The organism is Dyella tabacisoli (assembly GCF_003350925.1).
GTDB lineage: Bacteria > Pseudomonadota > Gammaproteobacteria > Xanthomonadales > Rhodanobacteraceae > Dyella_C > Dyella_C tabacisoli.
Map to the genome: position 1 here is coordinate 164,106 of NZ_KZ857177.1, position 22,336 is coordinate 186,441.

The 22,336-nt window shown below is 59.8% G+C and carries 19 protein-coding genes and 1 tRNA gene; 18 read left to right on the plus strand and 2 right to left on the minus strand.

The window, feature by feature from the left end; genetic code table 11:
- The first annotated feature begins 10 nt into the window (after positions 1-10).
- The 16 genes from DVJ77_RS12675 to gyrA all read left to right on the plus strand — a co-directional run bounded on the left by DVJ77_RS12675 (position 11) and on the right by gyrA (position 19,498).
- Entirely contained in the window at positions 11-1,525 is a 1,515-nt protein-coding gene (locus DVJ77_RS12675) for an NADH-quinone oxidoreductase subunit M (protein WP_114845885.1), read from the plus strand.
- Positions 1,526-1,537: 12 nt separating this feature from the next.
- Positions 1,538-2,983: an NADH-quinone oxidoreductase subunit NuoN gene (gene nuoN, locus DVJ77_RS12680; protein ID WP_114845886.1), complete on the plus strand. Its 1,446-nt coding sequence runs from the start codon at positions 1,538-1,540 to the stop codon at positions 2,981-2,983.
- 300 nt (positions 2,984-3,283) lie between these two features.
- Positions 3,284-3,360, plus strand: a tRNA-Met gene (locus DVJ77_RS12685).
- Positions 3,361-3,553: 193 nt separating this feature from the next.
- On the plus strand, positions 3,554-4,087 hold the full coding sequence (locus tag DVJ77_RS12690; RefSeq protein ID WP_114845887.1) for a ribosome maturation factor RimP: 534 nt from the start codon (positions 3,554-3,556) through the stop codon (positions 4,085-4,087).
- Between the two features lie 50 nt (positions 4,088-4,137).
- A complete protein-coding gene (gene nusA, locus DVJ77_RS12695; protein WP_114845888.1) occupies positions 4,138-5,643 on the plus strand; it encodes a transcription termination factor NusA in 1,506 nt (501 codons plus the stop codon).
- A gap of 129 nt (positions 5,644-5,772) precedes the next feature.
- Positions 5,773-8,646, plus strand: a complete 2,874-nt coding sequence (gene infB / locus DVJ77_RS12700; protein ID WP_114845889.1) for a translation initiation factor IF-2 — start codon at positions 5,773-5,775, stop codon at positions 8,644-8,646.
- A 94-nt stretch (positions 8,647-8,740) separates the two neighbouring features.
- Positions 8,741-9,121 carry a 30S ribosome-binding factor RbfA gene (gene rbfA / locus DVJ77_RS12705; protein ID WP_114845890.1) on the plus strand — a complete coding sequence of 127 codons (381 nt, stop codon included), beginning with the start codon at positions 8,741-8,743 and terminating at the stop codon, positions 9,119-9,121.
- A gap of 51 nt (positions 9,122-9,172) precedes the next feature.
- Positions 9,173-10,078, plus strand: coding sequence for a tRNA pseudouridine(55) synthase TruB (truB, locus tag DVJ77_RS12710; protein ID WP_114845891.1), 906 nt, complete (start codon positions 9,173-9,175; stop codon positions 10,076-10,078).
- 151 nt (positions 10,079-10,229) lie between these two features.
- Positions 10,230-10,499, plus strand: a complete 270-nt coding sequence (rpsO, locus tag DVJ77_RS12715) for a 30S ribosomal protein S15 (protein WP_114845892.1) — start codon at positions 10,230-10,232, stop codon at positions 10,497-10,499.
- A gap of 21 nt (positions 10,500-10,520) precedes the next feature.
- On the plus strand, positions 10,521-12,626 hold the full coding sequence (gene pnp / locus DVJ77_RS12720; RefSeq protein ID WP_114845893.1) for a polyribonucleotide nucleotidyltransferase: 2,106 nt from the start codon (positions 10,521-10,523) through the stop codon (positions 12,624-12,626).
- Positions 12,627-12,759: 133 nt separating this feature from the next.
- Positions 12,760-13,890, plus strand: a complete 1,131-nt coding sequence (locus tag DVJ77_RS12725; protein ID WP_114845894.1) for a poly(R)-hydroxyalkanoic acid synthase subunit PhaE — start codon at positions 12,760-12,762, stop codon at positions 13,888-13,890.
- Positions 13,891-13,899: 9 nt separating this feature from the next.
- Entirely contained in the window at positions 13,900-14,967 is a 1,068-nt protein-coding gene (locus DVJ77_RS12730; protein WP_114845895.1) for a class III poly(R)-hydroxyalkanoic acid synthase subunit PhaC, read from the plus strand.
- Between the two features lie 24 nt (positions 14,968-14,991).
- Positions 14,992-15,177, plus strand: a complete 186-nt coding sequence (locus DVJ77_RS12735) for a PspC domain-containing protein (protein ID WP_114845896.1) — start codon at positions 14,992-14,994, stop codon at positions 15,175-15,177.
- A 74-nt stretch (positions 15,178-15,251) separates the two neighbouring features.
- Positions 15,252-16,265: an S-methyl-5-thioribose-1-phosphate isomerase gene (mtnA, locus tag DVJ77_RS12740; protein WP_114845897.1), complete on the plus strand. Its 1,014-nt coding sequence runs from the start codon at positions 15,252-15,254 to the stop codon at positions 16,263-16,265.
- A 51-nt stretch (positions 16,266-16,316) separates the two neighbouring features.
- Positions 16,317-16,727, plus strand: a complete 411-nt coding sequence (locus DVJ77_RS12745; RefSeq protein ID WP_114845898.1) for a GtrA family protein — start codon at positions 16,317-16,319, stop codon at positions 16,725-16,727.
- A gap of 137 nt (positions 16,728-16,864) precedes the next feature.
- Positions 16,865-19,498 (plus strand): DNA gyrase subunit A, encoded by a 2,634-nt coding sequence (gyrA, locus tag DVJ77_RS12750; RefSeq protein WP_114845899.1) that lies wholly within the window; start codon positions 16,865-16,867, stop codon positions 19,496-19,498.
- An 89-nt stretch (positions 19,499-19,587) separates the two neighbouring features.
- On the opposite strand, the gene DVJ77_RS12755 is transcribed toward gyrA, so the two are convergent.
- Entirely contained in the window at positions 19,588-20,070 is a 483-nt protein-coding gene (locus tag DVJ77_RS12755; RefSeq protein ID WP_114845900.1) for a peroxiredoxin, read from the minus strand.
- Positions 20,071-20,255: 185 nt separating this feature from the next.
- Between DVJ77_RS12755 and DVJ77_RS12760 the strand changes: the two genes are divergently transcribed.
- Together DVJ77_RS12760 and DVJ77_RS12765 are read left to right on the plus strand one after the other, a co-directional pair.
- Positions 20,256-20,699: an Hsp20/alpha crystallin family protein gene (locus DVJ77_RS12760; RefSeq protein WP_114845901.1), complete on the plus strand. Its 444-nt coding sequence runs from the start codon at positions 20,256-20,258 to the stop codon at positions 20,697-20,699.
- Positions 20,700-20,955: 256 nt separating this feature from the next.
- A complete protein-coding gene (locus DVJ77_RS12765; RefSeq protein ID WP_114845902.1) occupies positions 20,956-21,855 on the plus strand; it encodes a DnaJ C-terminal domain-containing protein in 900 nt (299 codons plus the stop codon).
- An 88-nt stretch (positions 21,856-21,943) separates the two neighbouring features.
- Here the strand turns inward: DVJ77_RS12765 and pilH are convergent, their stop codons facing one another.
- Positions 21,944-22,309, minus strand: a complete 366-nt coding sequence (gene pilH, locus DVJ77_RS12770) for a twitching motility response regulator PilH (RefSeq protein ID WP_114845903.1) — start codon at positions 22,307-22,309, stop codon at positions 21,944-21,946.
- Positions 22,310-22,336: the final 27 nt, after the last annotated feature.

Consider the following 22,336-nt stretch of genomic DNA (forward strand, 5'->3'; position numbering starts at 1 on the left):
GCGCGCTCATATGTTCAATCACTTCTTGCTCAGCCTACTGATCTGGCTACCCGTCGTCGGCGCCATACCGGTGCTGCTTGCCGGCTCGGCACGACCCAACCTGGCACGCTGGACTGCGCTACTGATGGCGGTGCTGACCTTTGCGGTCAGCCTGGTGCTGCTGATGCAGTTCAATGCCGATAGCCCGCTCAAGCAGTTCACCGAAGACTATCAATGGATCTCGGCGCTGAATGTTCATTACGGCCTGGCCGTGGATGGCATTTCGGTCGCGCTGATTCTGTTGACCAGCTTTGTCGGCATCCTGGTCATCATTGGCGCCTGGGATGTTATTCAGGACAAACCGCATCAATACATGGCAGCCATGTTGGTGTTGGAAGGCCTGATGATCGGCGTGTTTTGCGCGACCGATGCGTTGCTGTTCTACGCCTTCTTCGAGGCGATGCTGATCCCGATGTTTATCTTGATCGGTGTCTGGGGTGGTCCGCGCCGCGTCTACGCGACGTTGAAGTTCTTCATCTACACCTTCCTCGGCTCGATCTTCATGTTGATCGGCCTGATTTATCTGTACAACAAGGCTGGCGGCTCATTCGACTTGAATACGCTGGCTGGCCTGCGCCTGTCGATGAAGGAGCAGAGCTGGCTGTTCTTCGCCTTCCTGTTCGCTTTCGCCGTCAAGGTGCCGATGGTGCCGGTGCATACCTGGTTACCGGATGCCCACGTGGAGGCGCCCACCGGTGGTTCGGTGGTGCTGGCGGCAGTGATGCTGAAAATCGGCGGTTACGGTTTCCTGCGCTTCTCGTTGCCGATCGTGCCGGATGCGTCCGAAGCTTATGCCTGGCTGGTGATCGGCCTGAGCCTGCTTGCTGTGGTCTACATCGGCTATATCGCGCTGGTGCAGGAGGACATGAAGAAGCTGGTGGCGTATTCGTCCGTGGCGCATATGGGCTTCGTCACCCTGGGTATCTTTATTGCGTTCATGCTGGTGCGTAGCGATAACAATCTCGATGCCGCCAAGCTCGGTATGCAGGGCGCCATGGTGCAGATGATTTCGCACGGATTCATATCGGGCGCGATGTTCTCTTGCATCGGCGTGCTGTACGACCGCCTGCATTCGCGTCAGATCAAGGACTACGGCGGTGTCATCAATGTGATGCCGTGGTTCGGTTTCTTTTACTTGTTCTTCGCGATGGCCAACAGCGGCCTGCCGGGTACTAGCGGTTTCGTCGGCGAATTCATGGTGATCCTGGCCAGTTTCAGCGCCAATCCGTGGATTGCCTTGTTCGCCGCCTTTACGTTAATCATCGGCGCGGCTTATACGCTGTGGATGGTCAAGCGAGTGATGTGGGGTGAGATCACCAATCCGCACGTCGCTGAAATGAAGGACATCAATGGTCGCGAAGCTTTCGTGCTGATTGCTTTCGCCGCCGCCGTGCTGGTGCTGGGCGTATGGCCGCAGCCGTTGATCCATCTGATGGATGCTTCGGTGACGCAGTTGGTGCAGCAGCTTGGCAACCACAAGATTTAAGCAGGACACATCATGCCGAATATGAATGACATTCTGATCCTGCTGCCGGAGTTGTACTTGGTAGTGGCGGCGTGCGTGCTGTTGTTGCTGGACGCCTTCATGACGCCAGCGCGACGAGGGGTACTGCATTGGCTCTCGATCGGTGTCCTGCTGATCGCGATGTACCTCGTCGTTGCCGGTCAGCCCGAGCAAACCGTGACGGCCTTCAACGGCATGTTCGTGCGTGATCGCGTGGCCGAGATCCTCAAGGTCTTTGCGTTGCTGAGTACCGCATTGGTATTTGTCTACGCTCGCCCGTATCTGATCGACCGCAAGCTGTACGTCGGCGAGTTCTACACGCTGACGATCTTTGCGGTGATCGGCATCATGTTGCTGGTGTCCGCCGGTAACCTGCTGACGGTGTATCTGGGGCTGGAGCTATTGACGCTGTCCTCATACGCCTTGGTCGCGCTGAACCGCGATTCGAGTTTGTCGTCCGAGGCGGCGATCAAGTACTTCGTGTTGGGTGCGCTGGCTTCGGGCATGCTGCTGTACGGCATGTCGATGGTCTATGGCGCCACTGGCACGCTGGACCTGGTTCAGTTGCATACCGCCGCAGTTCACAACACGATGCCGAACCTGCTGTTGTTCGGTTTGATCTTCATGATTGTCGGCATCGGTTTCAAGCTGGGTGCGGCGCCGTTCCATATGTGGATACCGGACGTCTATCAGGGCTCGCCGACAGCCGTAACCATTTTCATCGGTTCGGCGCCGAAGCTGGCTGCGTTCGGTATGGCGTATCGTTTGCTGGAATCGGGCATGGGCGATCCGTCGATCGCACATCATTGGCAACAAATGTTGGCGGTGCTGGCGGTGCTGTCGCTGGCGATCGGTAACCTGGTTGCCATCGTGCAGACCAACCTCAAACGCGTGCTGGCCTATTCGACCATTTCGCATATGGGTTATTTGCTGCTGGGTCTGGCCAGCGCCAATAGCGAAGGCTATGCCGCCGCGATGTTCTATGCGATCAGCTATGCGCTGATGGGTACCGCAGCTTTCGGTGTGATCCTGGCCTTGGCGCGTGCCGGCTTCGAATGCGAAGAAGTCGACGATTTGAAAGGGCTTAACCAGCGTTCGCCGTGGCTGGCTTTCCTGATGTTGTTGGTGATGTTCTCGTTGGCCGGCGTGCCGCCGATGTTTGGCTTCTTCGCCAAGCTGATGGTGCTGCAGGCCGCTGTGAATGCCGGCATGTTGTGGCTGGCCATTGTGGGCGCGGTGTTCGCGATCATCGGCCTGTACTACTACCTGCGTGTAGTGAAGGTGATGTATTTCGACAAGCCGGTGGAAGGCACCGAGCACAAGCCGCAGGCTGATGTTTCGCTGCGCTTCGTGCTCTCGCTCAATGCATTCGCACTGTTGGTGATGGGCTTTTGCTGGGGGCCGTTGCTGGAGTGGTGCAAGAGTGCATTTGCCGCTTGATCGCAGCGTTATTGATGTTTAGTAAAAACGGCTGCCAATGGCAGCCGTTTTCACTTTAGATATGCGGCATGCGCTTGGCACTTGGACTCATCGCTTGAGCTAAGTGCGCGCGCTGATGACGGCGAGTGAATCTTGAACATGCTCGTTGCGACCACACAATGCATAACGATGATCGGTCTTCAATGCGCAGTGCACATGGGTTTGTCGCATTGTTTTGAAAAAAAGTCAGAAATGTTTCCAGTTAAATTTCAAAAACCCTTGCAAGACCCCTGCCACATCGTTAAACTTCTCGAACTCTGATGCGGGGTGGAGCAGTCTGGCAGCTCGTCGGGCTCATAACCCGAAGGTCGTAGGTTCGAATCCTACCCCCGCTACCAGATCTTTCTTAGAGCAAGAAAGCCTCCTCGTGAGGCTTTTTTGTTGGGCGCAAGGATGCGTTGTGCGATGCTTTGCCAGCCGAGATGTTGGCGGTTCGCACCCGGAAAGAGTCTGGAGGGGTCGGAACAACGGCGAGATAAGGGAATGGGCCGTTTGAGCCCATTTTTTGTTTCTGGCGACGGAAGAATAGTCATGGATACACACGCACTCGCAACACGTTTTACCGAGGTTCTGGCCGATCTTGGGCTGGAATGCCTTGGCGTGGAGTTTCTCCCGTCGCATGGGCAGAGTACGCTTCGCGTTTATCTGGAGGTACTCAACAAGGCCACTGAGGCACGCGAAGTCAATGTAGATGACTGCGAGGCAGCTAGCCGCGAATTGTCGGCCTTGCTCGACGTGGAAGACCCGATTCCCGGCCATTACGTGCTGGAAGTCTCCTCACCGGGTATCGATCGGCCGCTGTTCACCGCGGCGCAATTCGGCAAGTTTGTCGGTGGGGAAGTGAAGTTGTTGTTGAAAGCGCCACTGGAAGGGCGTCGCCGTTTACGCGGCAAGGTGATTTCGGTGGAGGGCGAGCGTATTTCGCTGGAAGCCGAGGGTAAGACGTTCGAATTCGATCACTCGGCGGTGGAAAGCGCGCGAGTGGTGCCGGATTGGGTGGCGCTCGGTTACGTGCCGCAGCCCAAGCACGGTGGAAAAAAACCGGCCAGCAAGGCCACGAAGTAATTAATCAATAGTGCGATCGGGCGCCGCGAGGCGTCTACGGAGTTGCTGCAATGAGCAAAGAGCTTTTGCTGGTGGTAGACGCGGTTGCCAACGAGAAAGGCGTGCCGCGCGACGTGATTTTCGAAGCGATGGAGGCCGCGTTGGCCTCTGCCGCGAAGAAGCGCTATCCGGATGAGGATCCAGATGTCCGCGTTTCTATCGATCGCAATAGCGGCGAATACGAAACCTTTCGTCGCTGGGAAATCATTGCCGACGATGGCGAGATGGAGTCGCCGTACCACCAGCTACGTTTGATGGATGCCACCGATGAGCGCGAAGACGCGCAGATCGGCGAGTTCATCGAGCAGCAGGTTGAGAACGCCGAATTCGGTCGTATCGCCGCGCAGGCCGCCAAGCAGGTGATCGTGCAGCGAGTGCGCGAAGCCGAGCGCCAGCAGGTGGTCGATGCATTCAAGGACCGCGTTGGCGAGCTGATTACCGGTATCGTCAAGCGCGTCGAGCGCGGCAACGTGTATCTGGATCTGGGCAGCAATGCCGAGGCGTTCATTCCGCGCGACAAGACTATTCCGCGCGAATCGGCTCGTGTCGGCGACCGCGTGCGCGGTTACCTGTTCGAGGTGCGCTCCGAAGTCCGTGGCCCGCAGTTGTTTGTTTCACGCGCGGCGCCGGAATTCATGATCGAGCTGTTCAAGCTCGAAGTGCCGGAAGTCGGCCAGGGCCTGGTCGAGATCAAAGGTTGCGCACGCGATCCGGGTGATCGCGCGAAGATCGCCGTGGTCGCGCACGACAGCCGCACCGATCCTATCGGTGCCTGCATCGGCATGCGCGGCTCGCGTGTGCAGGCTGTGTCCAACGAGCTCAACGGTGAGCGCGTGGACATCATCCTGTGGCACGAAAATCAGGCGCAGTACGTCATCAATGCGATGGCGCCGGCGGAGGTGCAGTCCATCATCATGGACGAAGAGAAGCACTCCATGGACATCGCCGTCGCTGAGGAGAAACTGTCCCAGGCGATCGGCCGCGGCGGCCAGAACGTGCGCCTTGCCAGCAAGCTCACCGGCTGGCAGCTCAACGTGATGACTCAGGACCAGGTCACTGCCAAGAGCGAAGCCGAGCAGGAAACCGCACGCCAGTTGTTCATGGACAAGCTGGAAGTGGATCAAGAAATTGCCAATATCCTGGTGCAGGAAGGCTTTTCCAGCGTCGAAGAAATCGCCTACGTACCCAGTGCCGAGTTGCTGGCAGTGGAAGGTTTCGACGAAGACATCGTGGAGGAGCTGCGCGCACGTGCCCGCGATGCGCTGCTGACCGAGGCGCTGGCGGTGGAAGAGGGCATTGACGAGCATCAGCCTTCGGAAGAGCTGCTGGCCTTGCCGGGTATGGACGAGGCCACTGCTTATGCATTGGCTTCACGTGAAGTAGTGACAGTGGACGATCTGGCCGACCTCGCGGTGGACGAGCTGATCGATATTGAAGGCATGGACGAAGAACGCGCTGCGGCGCTGATCCTTGCGGCGCGTGCGCCGATGATCGAGCGACTGGAGAAGGGCGGCTAACCGCGAACGGCAGCGCCCCGGATGGGCGCGCCGAGAGAGGCCTTACGGGGCTTCTCACCAGGGACGGAGGTGGCTGTGCAGGCGAGGCCGCACGGACGATAAGCGCGGGAACGGCGGAGAAAGAACACGATGTCGGATGTCACGATTAAACAACTTGCCAAGTTACTTGGCATGCCAGTCGACAAGCTGCTTGGGCAGCTCGGCGAGGCTGGTATGAAATTCTCCGATCCGGAGCAGGTCATCAACAGCACCGAAAAGGTGAAGTTGCTTGGCTTCCTGCGCCGTACTCATGGCAAGGGCGAGGTCGCGGTCGAGGCCGAGGACAGCTCCCCGCGCCAGATCACCCTCAAACGCCGCAAAGTCAGCGAGCTGACGGTGGCGACACCGGGTGCGCGTGGCGCCGCAGGCGCCAAGACGGTGAACGTCGAAGTGCGCGCCAAGCGAACCTACGTCAAGCGCAGCGTTATCGCCGAAGAGGCTGGCGCGGATGTCGAGCGTGAAGATGCCGTGCGCAAGCTGCATGAATCTCAACAGCAGCGCGAACACGAAGAAAACGAGCGCATTGAGGCCGATCTCCGTCGCCAGCAAGAAGCTTTGCAACAAGCCGAGGAAGAGCAGCGCCGGCAGGATGAAGCCGCCGAGCAGCGCCGTCTCAAGGCTGAAGCCGAAGCTCTGAAGCAGGCCGAAACCGTCCGTGTGGAAACTCCTGTGACCGAAGTCAGCGCCCCCGTCGAAACCGCGGTCGTGGCTGAAGTGCCCGCCGAGAAGTCAGTGGCGCAGCCTGCTGCGCCGCAATCGACCGTACAAAAAATAGATCCGCGCGAACTGGGCATGATCCTGCCGCGTATTCACGAACCGCGCCGACGCGAGATCAAGCCGGTGGCTCCGCCGGCCCCGCCGCCGGCCCCGGCTCCCGCGCCTGCGCCCGCTGCGGCTCCAGTCGCTGCCGCGCCAGCTTCTGCACGGGCTCCAGCCCCGGCGGCGGCTGCGCCTGCCAACGCCGATGCCAATCGCAACAAGCCGCCGCGTCATGGCGGTGGTGGCGGTGGTCGCGACCGTGACGATAGTCCGGGCGGCAAGCGTTTCGCCGGTGGCGAACTGCACCTGTCCGATGCCGATCGGGCGAAGCGCTCCAACAAGCGCGGCAAGCCGGGTCGCGGCTCGGTTCGTGAGGCGTCGCGCGGTAATAACAACAACGCTAACGCCGGTCCGCACGGTTTCACCCGTCCCACCGCGGCTGTGGTGCGCGAAGTGGTCGTGGGCGACGCCAATGTGGTCGCCGAGCTTGCGCAGAAGATGGCGGTCAAGGGTTCGGAAGTGGTCAAGGCCCTGTTCAAGATGGGCGTAATGGCCACGATCAACCAGACCATCGATCACGATACGGCGGTACTGGTGATTGAAGAGCTGGGGCATACCCCGGTTGCGGCCAGCGAAGACAATGCCGAGGCGACACTCGCCGCGCACACCCAGAATGCCGAGCTTGAAGGCGAGAAGAAGCCGCGTCCGCCGGTGGTCACCATCATGGGCCACGTCGATCACGGCAAGACCTCGCTGCTCGATTACATCCGCCGCGCCAAGGTCGCTTCTGGCGAGGCTGGTGGCATCACCCAGCACATCGGTGCGTATCACGTGGAAACGCCCAAGGGCGTTATTACCTTCCTCGATACCCCAGGCCATGCTGCCTTTACCTCGATGCGCGCGCGCGGTGCGCAGTCCACCGATATCGTGGTGCTGGTGGTGGCGGCCGACGATGGCGTGATGCCGCAGACGGCCGAGGCCGTGCAGCATGCGCGTGCGGCCAAGGTGCCGATCATCGTCGCCGTTAACAAAATGGATAAGTCCGACGCCAATCCGGACAACGTCAAGCAAGGCCTGGTGACGTTGGAAGTGGTCCCGGAAGATTGGGGTGGCGACACCATGTTCGTACCTGTTTCGGCCAAGGCCGGTACCGGTATCGACGAATTGCTTGAAGCGATTTCGGTACAGGCCGAAGTGATGGAGCTGACTGCCGTTGAAGACGGCGCCGCTTCTGGCGTGGTGATCGAATCGAGCCTGGATCGCGGTCGTGGTCCGGTGGCTACCGTGCTGGTGCAGCAAGGCACGCTCAAGCGCGGCGACTTCGTCGTCTGCGGTATTGAGTATGGCCGTATGCGTGCGCTGATCGACGAGAACGGCAAGCAGGTGCAATCTGCCGGCCCGTCGATCCCGGTGCAGGTGCTGGGCTTGTCCGGAGTGCCGGAATCAGGCGACGACTTTGTCGTGGTGGCCGACGAGCGGTTGGCCCGTGAAGTGGCCGCCGAGCGTAATTTGAAGCGCCGCGAAACGCGCATGGTCAGCAAGGCCAACCGCCTTGAAGACATCATCGCGCAGATGGGTCAGGGTGCCGAGCAGCAGACGCTCAACATCCTGGTCAAGGCCGATGTGCAGGGTTCGGTGCAGGCCTTGCGTGAATCGCTCAGCCAGATCGGCAACGAGAATGTAAAGGTCAACGTGATCGCGGCCGGCGTCGGCGGCATCACCGAGTCCGATGCCACGTTGGCGGCGGCTTCCAAGGCGCTGATTATCGGCTTCAACGTGCGTGCCGACGCTTCGGCGCGCAAGGTGGTCGATACCGCGGGTCTGGACATGCGTTACTTCTCGATCATCTATGACGTGATCGATCAGGTGAAGCAGGCCGCCTCGGGTCTGCTGGGCATGGAAGTGCGCGAAGAAATCATCGGTACCGCCCAGGTGCGCGAGGTGTTCCGCAGCTCCAAGTTCGGTGCCGTGGCCGGTTGCATGGTGATCGAAGGTACGGTCAAGCGCAGCAAGCCTATCCGCGTGCTACGCGACAACACTGTGATCTTCCAGGGCGAGTTGGAGTCGCTGCGCCGCTTCAAGGATCTGGTGGACGAAGTGCGTAACGGCATGGAATGCGGTATTGCCGTGAAGCAGTACAACGACGTCAAGCCTGGCGATCAAATCGAGTGCTTCGAGCGTCACGAGGTAGCGAGGACGCTGTAAGTAACTCAACTTCCTCTCCCTCGTCTCGGGGGAGGGGAGATTAGGCCATCGTCGCTTGGCGACGATGTGCCGTTATTGGATTTTGGAGTGCCCCATGCCCTCACGTGATTTCAAACGTACCGACCGCGTAGGTGCTGAATTGCGCCGCGAAATCAGCTTGCTGGTGCATGCCGCCGTCCGCGACCATGGCCTGCCATCGGTCAGCGTGTCGGACGTGGAGGTTACGCGTGATCTGGACTGGGCCACCGTATGGGTGACTGCTTTGTTGCCCGAACAGTCGGCTACGGCGGTGAAGGCGCTTAAGGAGCTGGCGATTGAGTTCCGTCGCGAGCTGTCGCGCAGCATGCGCTTGCGCCGGGTGCCGGAATTGCGTTTCAAATACGACGAATCGGTTGATACAGGTGAGCGCATCGAGCGCTTGTTGCGCGAGCAAGCGCATGACCTGTCGCCAAAAAAAGACGACAACGAAGACTGAGTCACGCGTATCAATAAACGTTCAGCCAAAAATCGTATCCGTTTTCGCGACTTGCACGGCATTGTGCTGCTCGACAAGCCGCTGGGCTTGAGTTCCAACCAGGCCTTGCAGGCCGCACGGAAATTGTTGCGAGCCGCTAAAGGCGGCCATACAGGGGCGTTGGACCCGCTGGCAACCGGGCTTTTACCGCTGTGTTTCGGTGAAGGCACCAAGATTGCAGGCACCTTGCTGGGCTCGTGCAAGGCCTATATCGCTGAATGCCGGCTGGGAATCACCACCACCACGGCGGATCTGGAAGGTGAGATCGCCCTGCAGCGGCCGGTGCCGGTGCTGGATGACGCCGCTATCGAGCGTGCGCTGGCCAAGCTTCGTGGTCGTATCGTTCAGGTTCCACCGGTCTATTCGGCGATCAAGCAGGATGGCGAGCCGCTGTATTTGAAGGCCCGTCGCGGCGAGGCGATCGAAGTGCCGTCGCGCGAGGTTGAGATTTATCGCCTTGATCTGCTATCGCGCAGCGGAGACAGTTTGCAGCTATACGTGGAGTGCGGTTCAGGCACCTACGTGCGCAGTTTGGCCGTGGATTTAGGCGAAGATCTCGGCTGCGGCGCCCATTTGACCGCCTTGCGACGGCTGTGGGTCGAGCCGTTCCGCGAACCGGTCATGGTGACGCTGGAGCAGCTTCAGCAGGCCGCAGAGCAGAGCGATCAGGCCCTGGACACCTATGTGCTGCCAGTGGAGGCAGGGCTGGCCGAGCTGCCGACATTGAGGCTGGATGCGGCTCAGAGCCTGGCTGTCTCACAGGGGCGTCAGATTCCGACCGACGTGCTGAATGGGGTTCCGCGCTGTGCCGTTTATGCCGACGACGGCCGTTTGCTGGCCTTGGGCGAAGTCGACCAGGAGGGGCGTTTACACATCCTGCGGGGCTTCAACCTGCCTCAGATAAATCCGCCTGTTTAACCGCAAACTATGACGCCCTTGTTGTGATGCGGTCTCAATCGTTAGAATACCCTGCTTGTTCCATAGCTTTCATTCATCAAGGCGAAGCTTGCGCAACGTCATCTTCGTGACGTTGCGCAAGCTTCGCATCGCCTTTTAAGGAAGAGATACCATGTCCCTCACTGCAGAACAGACCGGCAAGATCATTGCTGACTTCGGCCGCGTACCTAACGACACCGGTTCGCCGGAAGTCCAGGTGGCCTTGTTGTCCGCCCGCATCACTCACCTCACTGGCCACTTCCAGACGCACAAGCAGGATCACCATTCCCGCCGCGGCCTGTTGAAGCTGGTCAACCAGCGCAAGAGCCTCCTGGGCTACTTGAAGAAAAACGATCTGGCCCGTTACCAGACCCTGATTGAACGCCTCGGCCTGCGCCGTTAATCGGACAAGGACATTATCAAAGTGGCGAAAGTAACCAAGTCATTCCAGTACGGTAATCACGAAGTCACACTGGAGACGGGCGAAATTGCCCGCCAGGCGTCTGGTGCCGTCATGGTCAGCATGGGCGGCACCGTGGTGCTGGTCACCGCTGTGGCCGCGACCAAGGCGCGCGAGGGGCAGGATTTCTTCCCGCTCACCGTCGATTACCAGGAAAAGTTCTACGCTGCCGGCCGTATCCCGGGCGGCTTCTTCAAGCGTGAAGGCCGGCCGACCGAGAAAGAAACACTGACCTCGCGTCTGATCGATCGTCCGATCCGTCCGTTGTTCCCGGAAGAGTTCAAGAACGAAATTCAGGTCATCGCCCAAGTGGTGTCGCTGAACCCGGAAGTCGACGGCGACATGCTGGCGATGCTCGGTGCTTCTGCCGCGCTGGTCCTGGCCGGCGTCCCGTTCAAGGGCCCGATCGGTGCTGCCCGCGTGGGTTATGCCAACGGCAAGTACCTGCTCAACCCGACCGTCACCGAACTGAAGACCTCCGATCTTGATCTGGTCGTCGCCGGTACCGCCAATGCGGTGTTGATGGTGGAGTCGGAAGCCAAGCTGCTCAGCGAAGAAGTGATGCTCGGCGCGGTGGTCTTCGGTCACCAGCAGATGCAGGCCGCGGTCAATGCGATCAACGAGTTCGTTGCCGAAGCTGGCCGCAAGACCTTCAAGTGGGAAGCCCCGGCACGTAACGACGCGCTGTTCGCTGCCCTTGAGGCTGCTATCGGCAATCGTCTGGTCGAGGCCTTCCAGGTCCGCGACAAGATGGAGCGCCGCGACGTCATTTCGGCGATCAAGAGCGACGTCAAGAGCAAGATTGCCGAGCAGGCCACCGCGGCCGGCTGGAGCGATGGCGATATCGGTACCGCTTTCGGCGAAGTCGAATATCACACCATGCGCAATGGCGTGCTGAAGACCAAGGTGCGTATCGACGGCCGCAAGCTGGACGATGTCCGCCCGATCACCGTGCGCGTCGGCGTGTTGCCGCGTACCCACGGTTCGGCACTGTTCACTCGCGGCGAAACCCAGGCGCTGGTCGTTGCCACGCTCGGTACCACCCGTGACGCGCAGCTCATCGATGCGCCGGAAGGCGAGTCGAAAGATCCGTTCCTGTTCCATTACAACTTCCCGCCATTCTCGGTGGGCGAGACCGGCCGCGTCGGCAGCCCGAAGCGTCGCGAGATCGGCCACGGCCGCCTTGCCAAGCGCGGCGTGCAGGCCGTCAAGCCGAGCATCGAAGAGTTCCCGTACGTGATTCGCGTGGTCTCGGAGATCACCGAGTCGAACGGCTCCTCGTCGATGGCGTCGGTGTGCGGTTCTTCGCTGGCCATGATGGACGCGGGCGTGCCGCTGAAGTCGCCGGTGGCGGGTATCGCCATGGGTCTGGTCAAGGAAGGTAGCGACTTTGTCGTGCTGTCGGACATCCTGGGTGACGAAGATCACCTGGGCGACATGGACTTCAAAGTGGCCGGTACCGCCGAAGGCGTTTCCGCGCTGCAGATGGACATCAAGATCGACGGCATCACCGAAGAGATCATGAAGGTCGCGCTGGAGCAGGCTACCCGTGGTCGTCTGCATATCCTCGGCGAAATGGCCAAGGTCATCAGCACGCCGCGTTCGGAGATGAGCGAGTTCGCCCCGCGTCTGCTCACCATCAAGATCCATCCCGACAAGATCCGCGAAGTCATCGGCAAGGGCGGCGCCACCATCCGCTCGATCACCGAAGAGACCGGCACCACGATCGACATCAGCGATGACGGCACGGTGATTATCGCTTCGGTGAACCGCCTCGCCGCCGATGAGGCGAAGAAGCGCATCGAGCAGATCACTTCCGACGTCGAGCCGGGCCGCATCTACGAGGGCAAGGTCGCCAAGCTGATGGATTTCGGCGCATTCGTCACGATCATGCCGGGCAAGGATGGTCTGGTGCACGTTTCGCAGATCTCCAGCGAGCGCGTGGAAAAGGTCTCCGACAAGCTCAAGGAAGGCGACATCGTCAAGGTCAAGGTACTCGAAGTGGATAAGCAGGGCCGTATCCGCCTGTCCATGAAAGCCGTGCTCGAAGACGAAAACGTCAACGCCTAAGCGTTATCGGTCGTAACAAGAAAAGCCCGGCACTGGTTGCCGGGCTTTTTCGTTTCCGGTAACAGGCTTTTGTCAGGGCTTTTGCTAGGATGCTCTGACGTATTCAACCTGATGTACTCACGAGGAGGCAGGCATGGCCACCGATTTCCTGAAGGACTATCAGGCACAAGCACAGCAGTCCTGGGATGCTTGGACCCGTTATATGCAACAGCAGCCGGCTGGTGGTTCGGCCTTCTTTAATCCAGCGGGCTTTAATCCTGCGGCTTTCGCTGCGCCTGGCATGCCACCGCAAGGCGGTCCTGCAGGTGATCTGCTGGCGCGCAGCATGGCCGGTTTGAAAAGCTACACAGAGTGGCTGCAAGGTGCGGCGTCCAGCGGCATCGGACAGGGCGGCGACTGGCAGCGTCAGTTGCAAGATCTGTTCGCGGGCGCCGGTGGGCAACCGTTTGCGCAAGCCTTCGCCGGTATCGATACAGCAGGTGCGCAGGGTTTCGCGCAGTCATGGCAATCGTGGCTGCAGGCTGCGCAGTCCGGTGGTTTGGGCGGCTTGCCGGGCATGGGGCCCATGCCGGCTTTCGGCTACACGCGTGAGCAGCAGATGCAGCAGCAGGCATTGGCCGCTGCGGTACGCGAGTATCTGGAAACCCAGGGTCGTTACCAGGCGTTGATCCAGCGAGCCAATACCGAGGGCTTCGAGCGCTTGCAGAGCCAGTTGTCGCAGCTTACCGAGCGTGGTCAACAGCTCGACTCGCTCAAGGCGCTTTACGACCAATGGGTCGACGCCTCCGAGGCGGCTTATGCGGAGATCGCCTTATCGGACGAGTTTCGCGTTGCCTATGGCGACATGGTCAATGCGCAGATGCGGGTACGTCATTTGCAGCAGCAACAGTTGGAGGCTTATTGCCGCGAGCTGGGCATGCCGACGCGTAGCGAAGTAACTGCGCTGAGCAAACAAATGCATGAGCTGCGTCGTGAACTACGCACCGGTAGCAAGCAGGCCGGTGTAAAACCGGCCAATGCTGCGAGTGACGAGGCGGCCGACTTGCGTGCTGAAATCGCCGCGCTCAAACGCAAGCTGGCAGAAAACACGTCCAAGGCGAGTGCGCCTAAAGAAAGCCGTCCGGCCTCGGCGACGCCGATCAGAAAGGCGGCTACCTCGTCGGCCAAGAGTCAGGCCAGCAAGAGCGCACCCAGCAAGACGCCTGCGCGCAAAGCTTCAGCCAGCCGTAAACCGGTCGCCAAGACGGCCACACGCCGCAAGTAAGGAGACGCCATGTACGCACCGTTGAGTATGGACCCGGCGAAGATCCTCGCCGAAATCACCACCTTTCAACGCAAACTTGCTGCTGGCGTAGGCAATCTGCGCGGCCTGCGTGAGCCGGAGTACGCCAATACGCCGCGCGAGGCGGTTTATCGCGAAGACAAGCTCACCGTCTGGCATTTCAAAGGTTCGCAGAAGCCGACGTCGAAGACGCCGATCCTGATCGTCTATGCACTGGTCAATACGGCCTGGATGACCGATCTGCAGGCCGATCGCTCGTTGGTGCGTAACCTGTTGGCGCAAGGCGAAGACGTTTATTTGCTCGACTGGGGCTATCCCGATGGCGCTGACCGCTGGCTGGGTCTGGACGACTACATCAACGGTTACCTCGATCGTTGTGTCGATGCCGTACGTGAGCGGCACGGCCTGAAAGCGATCAATCTGCTCGGCATTTGCCAGGGTGGTGCATTCTCGCTGTGCTACACCGCGCTGCAGCCGGGCAAGGTGAAAAACCTCATCACCATGGTTACGCCGGTGGATTTCCATACTCCAGACAATATGCTTTCGCATTGGACGCGCAATCTGGACGTGGATCTGTTCGTCGATACGCTGGGCAATATCCCGGCCGAGCTGATGAACTGGGTGTATCTCACGCTGAAGCCGCTGCGTCTGAATCAGCAAAAATATATCGGTCTGGTCGACATTCTCGATAACCCTGCCGAGCTGGAAAGTTTCCTGCGCATGGAACGCTGGATTTTCGACTCGCCGGATCAGGCAGGCGAGGCGTTCCGCGAATTCATCAAGGACTTCTACCAGGGCAACAAACTGGTCGACGGCACGCTCACGATCGGCGGCAAGCCGGTCGATCTAGGCATGATTACTCAGCCGGTGTTGAATATTTTCGCTGAGCAAGATCATCTGGTGCCGCCGGATGCATCGCGAGCGTTGGGCAAGCACGTGGGCACCACCGATTACACCCAACTGGCGTTCAAGGGCGGGCACATCGGTATTTATGTGTCCAGCCGTGCTCAGCGCGAAGTGCCGCCGGCAATCCATCAATGGCTCAATACGCGAAACTAGGCGACTTTCAGGGAGGGACTGGTGATGGAAAAGCGCCTGCATCGATCGCTCAATGACAGAAAGGTTGCCGGCGTCTGCGGCGGCATCGCTGAGTATCTCGGCTGGGACCCGACGCTGGTGCGACTGCTTTGGGTGGTGCTCACCCTGCTGGGCGGTTCGGGTGTCCTGATCTACGCGATCCTCTGGATCGTTATGCCCGACTCGCCTTGAGTGACCGCGCGGGATATGCTCCCGCCGCTTTCCGTTTAGACCCAGCAGCAAACAAGCGAGTAGCAAACAAGTTTATGGATTACGACCGTTACGACCGCATCCGTGCCGTGCAGTGGCAAGGCGATCATTTGCGCTTGCTCGACCAGCGTCTGCTTCCGCAGGAGGAGCGCTGGATCGATTGCGCCACCGCTGCCCAGGTTACTCTGGCCATCAAGGATCTCGCCGTTCGCGGTGCGCCGGCCATTGGCATCGCAGCCGCCTGGGGTGTAGTGCTTGCGGCCAAGCAGGGCGAATCGCTCGATTCTGCACTGGCCATGCTGCGTGCCGCCCGCCCTACCGCAGTAAACCTGATGTGGGCGCTGGATCGCATGAAGGCGCGCATCACCGCCGGCGCCGATGCGGCGGCGTTGGAGCGCGAGGCGCAGGCGATTCAGGACGAAGATCTCATCGCCAATCGGCATATGGGCGAACTGGGCGCATCGCTGATTGCGCCGCATTCGGGTGTGCTCACCCATTGCAATACAGGGTCGCTCGCGACCGCTGGCTACGGCACGGCGCTGGGTGTAATCCGTGCCGGCGTGGCTTCCGGTCGTATCGAACAGGTCTTTGCCGGCGAAACCCGGCCGTGGCAGCAGGGCGCTCGATTGACCATGTGGGAACTGGTCCGCGATGGCATTCCGGCCAAGTTGATCGCTGATTCGGCCGCGGCGCATCTGATGAAATCCGGTGTGGTGCAATGGGTGATCGTCGGCGCCGACCGCATCGCTGCGAATGGGGATACCGCCAACAAGATCGGCACTTATCAGCTAGCTATTGCCGCGCGTCATCACGGCGTGAAGTTCATGGTGGTGGCGCCTTCGTCCACGGTGGATATGGCGACCGCCACGGGCGATGACATCGAGATCGAGTTGCGCGATCCGGCCGAGCTGCTTGCGGTGGCCGGCCAACGCACCGTAGTCGACGGCGCCGATGCCTGGAATCCGGTGTTTGATGTCACTCCGGCGGCATTGATCGACGCCATCGTGACGGAGCGTGGCGTGATCGAGCGGCCGACCGCGAGTGTCATGCAACTGATGTTTCCGGCTTGATGCCAGCGATCCGAAACGCCTGCATGAAACGCCCGCGATGAAATTCAAGCCATGAGACTTCGCCACGAAGTCGCCTTGTTCGCGATAGGTGGCCTGATCGGGCTGGTGGTCGATGCCGGTATCGTGCAGTTGCTGGTCAGTGTGTTGCACTGGAATCCTTACTACGCGCGCATCGTCTCGTTTCTATCGGCGGCTACCGCGACCTGGTGGTGGAATCGCCAGCGCACATTTGCCAGTCGCGACAGCGGACGCTCGCTGCTGTCCGAATGGGGACACTGGATGGTGTTGATGGCGGGTGGGGCGGTCGTCAACTACGCGGTTTATGTGATCTTTCTAAGCGTGTTCCCGTGGTCGCAGCGCTGGCCTGCGCTGGCTGTGGCGGTGGGTTCGGCGATGGCCGCCGGGGTGAATTTCGGCAGTGCTCGCCTACTGCTTTTCAAACGCACCAAGACGGGGCTGTAAGTCATTGATTTGAAAAAGTCTATGGCCGGCTTTTTACACGCGGCTGTGCTATGATTCTGAGCTTGCGTTAGGCCCTCGTCATAAGCGCGCGAAGTGCGTGCAGCGCGGCCTTTTTTCGTTACTAGGGAACCTGATTGATGGCAGAACTCGCCAAAGAAATCATTCGCGTCAGCATCGAAGACGAAATGCGTCAGAGCTATCTCGATTACGCCATGAGCGTCATCGTTGGCCGCGCGCTTCCAGATGTACGTGATGGTCTGAAGCCCGTACATCGCCGTGTTTTATTTGCGATGAACGAATTGGGCAACGTCTGGAACAAGCCCTATAAAAAATCCGCCCGCGTGGTCGGTGACGTCATCGGTAAATACCATCCGCATGGTGATGCCTCGGTCTATGACGCGATCGTGCGTATGGCGCAGCCGTTTTCCTTGCGCTACATGCTGGTCGACGGCCAGGGTAACTTCGGTTCGGTCGATGGTGATAACCCCGCCGCGATGCGTTACACCGAGGTGCGCATGGCGCGCCTCACGCACGAGTTGCTTGCCGACATCGATAAAGAAACGGTCGATTTCGGCCCGAACTACGATGAGAGCGAACACGAGCCCTTAGTACTGCCCACTCGCGTACCGAACCTGCTGATAAACGGTTCAGCCGGTATCGCGGTAGGCATGGCGACCAACGTGCCGCCGCATAACCTCAACGAAGTCATCGCGGCGACCATTGCACTGATCGACGATCCGTCGTTGTCGATCGAAGATTTGATGCAGCATATTCCGGGGCCGGATTTTCCGACCTACGGCATCATCAACGGCTCATCCGGCATCGTCGAGGCCTACCGTACCGGCCGTGGCCGCATCCTTGTGCGCTCAAGGGCGGAGATCGAAACCGAGTCGAACGGCCGCGAGACGATCATCGTTCGAGAGCTGCCGTACCAGGTAAACAAGGCGCGGTTGATCGAGAAGATCGCCGAGCTGGTGAAAGAAAAGAAGCTCGAAGGCATCAGCGAGCTGCGTGACGAATCCGACAAGGACGGCATGCGCATCGTGATCGAGATCCGTCGCGATTCGATGGGCGACGTGGTGCTGAACAATCTGTTCCAGCAAACCCAGATGCAGGTCACTTTCGGCATCAATATGGTGGCCTTGCTGGATGGGCAGCCGCGTCTGCTCAACCTCAAAGACATTCTGGAGGCGTTCATTCGCCACCGTCGTGAGGTGGTCACCCGCCGCACTATCTTTGAACTGCGTAAAGCCCGTGCCCGCGCGCATATCCTCGAAGGCCTCACTGTTGCGCTGGCCAATATTGAAGAGATGATCGAATTGATTCGCAGCTCGGCCTCACCGGCTGAAGCACGCGAACGCATGTTGGCGCGTAAGTGGCAGCCGGGCTTGGTCAATACCTTGCTGGCCGCCGCTGGTGCCGAGTCCTCGCGTCCCGAAGACATGGATCCGCGCGAAGGGCTGAAGGGCGACGGCTATCAGTTGTCCGAAGTACAAGCGTCGGAAATCCTGGCGATGCGTCTGCATCGCTTGACCGGCCTGGAGCAAGAAAAACTCTCCGACGAATATCGTCAGATTCTGCAAGTCATCCGTGGCCTGATCGAGATCCTGGAAGATCCGGTACGTCTGCTTGCGGTGATTCGCGGTGAGCTGGAAGTGATCCTGACCGAGTTCGGCGACAAGCGCCGCACCGAGATTCAGCATTCGCAGGAAGACCTCAACGTTCTCGATCTGATCGCACCGGAAGACGTCGTCGTTACGCTGTCGCACACCGGTTACGTGAAGCGTCAGCCGGCCAGCACGTACCGCGCGCAGCGCCGTGGCGGCAAGGGTCGCTCGGCTTCTGCATTGAAAGACGAGGATTTCGTCGAGCAGCTCTGGGTGGTCAACACGCATGACACCTTGCTCGCATTCACCAGCACTGGCCGCGTCTACTGGCTCAAGGTTTATCAGATGCCGGAGTCTGGCCCCAATGCACGCGGCAAGCCGATGGTCAATCTGCTGCCGCTGGGTGCGGGCGAGAAAGTGCAGGCGGTATTGCCGGTACGCGAGTACAGCGAGGGTCGTTTCGTGTTCTTTGCGACCAAGCAAGGCACGGTAAAGAAGACGCCGCTTACCGAGTTCGCTTTCCAACTGCAGAAAGGCAAGATCGCGATTAACCTCGATGAGGGCGATGCGCTGGTCAATGTCGCGTTGACCGACGGCAACAGCGACGTGCTGTTGTTTGCGTCCAACGGCAAGACGGTGCGTTTCGATGAGGACGAGGTGCGCTCGTCTGGTCGTACCTCCCGAGGCGTGCGTGGCATGAAGCTGGCGGAAGGCTGCGAAGTGGTGTCGCTGATCGTTGCCGCCGAGGGTGACATTCTCACCGCGACCCAGCGCGGCTATGGCAAGCGGACCGTGCTGGAGGAGTTCCCCAAGAAGGGACGCGGTACGCAGGGCGTGATCGGTATTCAATGCTCCGAGCGCAACGGCAAACTGGTCGCCGCAACGCAGGTTACCGAGGCACACGAGCTGATGCTGATTTCCGATCAGGGCACGCTGGTACGTACCCGCGTGGCTGAAGTTTCTCAGCTCAGCCGCAACACCCAGGGCGTTACCTTGATTCGCCTGCCAGCCGAAGAGACGCTTATCAGCGTGGTGCGGTTGGATGCGGAAGAAGAGAACGGCGAGGACGCCGAACGAGTTGAAGGGATGGCGCCTACCGAGGGCGACGATTCCAGCGTGGCTATCGAGTCGGCACCTACCGATCCGGCACCTACGGAAGAGTAAACTCGCTGAGTTCTTGAGTCAGAAAAGCCCCGGCTATGCCGGGGCTTTTCTTTTGGCTTGCCGCTGAAGACGGCGTGTCATTGACGGTATCAGTCCGCTATTGCCGCCAGCATGGCTTCAGCCGTAGAGACGTTAAGCTCGCCCGGTGCCTCGATATGCAGTTGCCGCACCAGGCCATCCTCCGCATAGAGCGCAAAGCGTCGGGCACGCAGGCCCATGCCATAGGCGCTGCCATCCAACTCCAAGCCGAGCGCTCGGGTAAAGTTGCCATTACCGTCGGCCAGCATCAACAGGCCCGCGGGAACCTGCTGCGCCTTCGCCCAGGCTTGCATCACATAGGCGTCGTTGACGGAGAGGCACATCACATCGATGCCGCGCTGACGAAATTCCTGGAAATGCTTTACGTAGCCAGGCATATGCTTATTCGAGCAGGTCGGGGTGAATGCGCCCGGCACAGCGAATAGCACCGCTTTGCGGCCCACGAAAAGATCGGTAGTGCGCTGTTGCTGAATCTCGCCATCGACGACGGCAAGCGTGGCGTCAGGTAGATAGGCGCCTGGCTGGATGCTCATGGTGGGTTACCTGTTCATGTAAGTCATGGGGAGGGGTAGATATCACTGTAGCGGCTTTGCTGACCAACTGACTCGGATATGAAGCGGTGGCCGCACAACGACGGGTGGTCTTGAATCAAGCCGGCGCGTACCTACGTATGGGTTCAAGCGGTACTGGTACCGCAACCTATCCAAGGATTACCGATATGAGCATTCACCGTGTTTCGACGTGGAACCATAATCATGGCCTGCAGCAGGAGCTGCGCCAGGCTTTTGGCCACCTTTTTCAGAACGAGGTTTCGCAAGGTGCCGCCGGTCAATGGGCGCCACGCGTAGATATTCACGAGGACGAGCAGCGTTTTCTGATCCTTGCCGATATTCCCGGCGTCGATCCGGCCACGATTGAAGTGAGCATGGATAAGGGCATGCTAATCATCAAGGGGGAGCGACCTGCCGCCAGTGTCGAGCAGGGCGGTAAGTTCACCCGCGTCGAGCGTGCTCATGGCGCGTTCCAGCGTCACTTTGCGCTACCGGACACCGCTGACGCCGAGGGCATCAGCGCAAACGGTAAGCATGGTGTGCTGGAGATCTCGATTCCCAAGAAAGCGCAAGCGTCGCCACGCCGCATCACCATTCATACCAACCACTAGGAGTCTGCCGGACCTGGGCGGTCGAGGCTGCAAAGTCGGCTACGTGGGCCATCTTTCCGCCGCTGCTTGGCTCAAGAATAACTATGGGCCAGCACATCGACGAAAAGCTGCCTTCACGCAGACGACTTTTCGCCTCGACCGCCCAGGCCCGACAGACTCCTAAACCATAAAGCGTTAATCTTGCGAGTTAGCCCGTGGCGGACGATGATCCGCCGCGGGTTTTGTATTGCTTGGAGCCCATGGCCGGGGAAGTACAGTGGAATTCAAAGATTATTACGACACCCTGGGTGTAAAGCCTGAAGCTAGCGAGGCGGAGATCAAGGCCGCATATCGCAAGCTGGCGCGCAAATATCACCCGGACAAGAACAAAGAAACGGGGGCCGAAGACAAGTTCAAGGCAATTAACGAGGCCAATGAAGTGCTTCGTGATGCCGAGAAACGTCGCGCCTACGATCAAGTGCGAGCGGGCGGTTACCGGCAAGGCGAACAATTCCGGCCGCCGCCGGGTTTTGGACAAGGTCATAACTTCGATTTCGGCGATGCCGGTCACGGCGATTTCAGCGATTTCTTCGAAAGCATGTTTGGCCGCTCGGCAGGCGGGCAGCGCGGTGCGCCGCGCCCACGCCGTGGCAGCGATATACAGGCGCAAGTGCAGATTGATTTGAAGACGGCGTTCGATGGTGGACGCACCCGTCTGGCACTACAGGATTCCAGCGGCAAAGAGCGTGTGCTGGAGGTGAAAATTCCAGCCGGGATCCAGTCGGGCAAGGTGATTCGGTTGTCCGGGCAGGGTCACCCCGGCATGGCGGGCGGGCCGAGCGGTGATTTGCTGTTGGAAGTGGGCATTCGAGACGATGCGCAGTTTCGGCTGGATGGCCAGAATGTCTTGCATGTGTTGCCGATCACGCCGTGGGACGCCGCACTTGGCGCCACATTAGCGGTGCCGACCTTGGCCGGTACCGTAGATCTGCGCATCCCGGCAGGCTCGCAGTCCGGCCGCAAGCTGCGCTTGAAAGGGCGGGGTATGCCGGGGGCGCATCCGGGCGATCAACTGGTGGAGTTGTCGATCCGTGTACCCGTGGTTGATAACGAGGACCAGCGTGCGGCCTTCGAGGCGCTACGCGATCAGTTTCCAGACTACGATCCCAGAACCTGAGCCGCAAAACCGGCTTGATCGCGAAATGAAAAACGGCGCCTGCGGGCGCCGTTTTTTATGAAATCGTTGGCGAAGTCGGCGGTGCCGTTCAGGCCGGCAGCAATTCCTTCAGCGTAGCGATCAGCTCTTCTTCCTTGATCGGCTTGGTGACATAGGCTTTGGCGCCCTGGCGCATGCCCCAGACCTTGTCGGTTTCTTGGTCTTTGGTAGTAACCAGCACCACCGGGATGTGCTTGGTGGTTTCGTCTTTGCTGATGGTGCGAGTGGCCTGGAAACCATTGAGGTTGGGCATCACCACGTCCATCAGGATCAGGTCGGGAAGCTCCTTCTTGGCAGCCTCGACGCCCGCGGCGCCGTCCTCAGCGGTAAAAACCTCGTGCCCGAGCTTTTCGACGATGCGTTTGATGCCAAGCAGTTGCGACGGCGAATCGTCGACGATCAGGATGCGAGCCATGAATGTCCCCTTAAACAGTGCCTGAGA

What these genes read in the sequence shown, in the direction of transcription:
- mtnA (WP_114845897.1), top strand. Translation starts at nt 15,252, where the DNA reads ATGGATTACGACCGTTACGACCGCATCCGTGCCGTGCAGTGGCAAGGC.
- infB (WP_114845889.1), top strand. Translation starts at nt 5,773, where the DNA reads ATGTCGGATGTCACGATTAAACAACTTGCCAAGTTACTTGGCATGCCA.
- rbfA (WP_114845890.1), top strand. Translation starts at nt 8,741, where the DNA reads ATGCCCTCACGTGATTTCAAACGTACCGACCGCGTAGGTGCTGAATTG.
- DVJ77_RS12745 (WP_114845898.1), top strand. Translation starts at nt 16,317, where the DNA reads ATGAGACTTCGCCACGAAGTCGCCTTGTTCGCGATAGGTGGCCTGATC.
- gyrA (WP_114845899.1), top strand. Translation starts at nt 16,865, where the DNA reads ATGGCAGAACTCGCCAAAGAAATCATTCGCGTCAGCATCGAAGACGAA.
- DVJ77_RS12760 (WP_114845901.1), top strand. Translation starts at nt 20,256, where the DNA reads ATGAGCATTCACCGTGTTTCGACGTGGAACCATAATCATGGCCTGCAG.
- DVJ77_RS12690 (WP_114845887.1), top strand. Translation starts at nt 3,554, where the DNA reads ATGGATACACACGCACTCGCAACACGTTTTACCGAGGTTCTGGCCGAT.
- nusA (WP_114845888.1), top strand. Translation starts at nt 4,138, where the DNA reads ATGAGCAAAGAGCTTTTGCTGGTGGTAGACGCGGTTGCCAACGAGAAA.
- DVJ77_RS12735 (WP_114845896.1), top strand. Translation starts at nt 14,992, where the DNA reads ATGGAAAAGCGCCTGCATCGATCGCTCAATGACAGAAAGGTTGCCGGC.
- DVJ77_RS12730 (WP_114845895.1), top strand. Translation starts at nt 13,900, where the DNA reads ATGTACGCACCGTTGAGTATGGACCCGGCGAAGATCCTCGCCGAAATC.
- DVJ77_RS12675 (WP_114845885.1), top strand. Translation starts at nt 11, where the DNA reads ATGTTCAATCACTTCTTGCTCAGCCTACTGATCTGGCTACCCGTCGTC.
- DVJ77_RS12755 (WP_114845900.1), bottom strand. Translation starts at nt 20,070, where the DNA reads ATGAGCATCCAGCCAGGCGCCTATCTACCTGACGCCACGCTTGCCGTC.
- nuoN (WP_114845886.1), top strand. Translation starts at nt 1,538, where the DNA reads ATGCCGAATATGAATGACATTCTGATCCTGCTGCCGGAGTTGTACTTG.
- DVJ77_RS12725 (WP_114845894.1), top strand. Translation starts at nt 12,760, where the DNA reads ATGGCCACCGATTTCCTGAAGGACTATCAGGCACAAGCACAGCAGTCC.
- rpsO (WP_114845892.1), top strand. Translation starts at nt 10,230, where the DNA reads ATGTCCCTCACTGCAGAACAGACCGGCAAGATCATTGCTGACTTCGGC.
- pilH (WP_114845903.1), bottom strand. Translation starts at nt 22,309, where the DNA reads ATGGCTCGCATCCTGATCGTCGACGATTCGCCGTCGCAACTGCTTGGC.